Source organism: Kineosporia sp. NBRC 101731, assembly GCF_030269305.1.
In the GTDB taxonomy this organism is placed as follows: Bacteria; Actinomycetota; Actinomycetes; order Actinomycetales; family Kineosporiaceae; genus Kineosporia.
Map to the genome: position 1 here is coordinate 1 of NZ_BSTC01000061.1, position 316 is coordinate 316.

1 rRNA gene is annotated in these 316 nt (G+C 60.8%); it reads left to right on the top strand.

Annotated features, from left to right (window positions below):
• Positions 1-97: ribosomal RNA gene (locus QSK05_RS36090) — 16S ribosomal RNA — on the top strand; the annotation flags it as partial.
• Between the last annotated feature and the right edge of the window lie 219 nt (positions 98-316).

Consider the following 316-nt stretch of genomic DNA (forward strand, 5'->3'; position numbering starts at 1 on the left):
CCGTAAGGGGAGGGAGTCGTCGAAGGTGGGACTGGCGATTAGGACGAAGTCGTAACAAGGTAGCCGTACCGGAAGGTGCGGCTGGATCACCTCCTTTCTAAGGAGCACTCATACGTCTCTTCGTGAGACGTCAGAGAATGCCATTGCCCAGTCGATGAGCTGGCCCAATCATGGGTCGGCCTGGTGCTGGGGTGGCTGCTCAGGGTGGAACATCGGTTGGAGCTCGCTTCCGGGGATGGAAGCGGGGATGCGCTGTTGGGTCCTGAGGGAGCGGGCCACGGGTTTTCCGAGGAATCGGAGACTTGGTGGGCCGTGA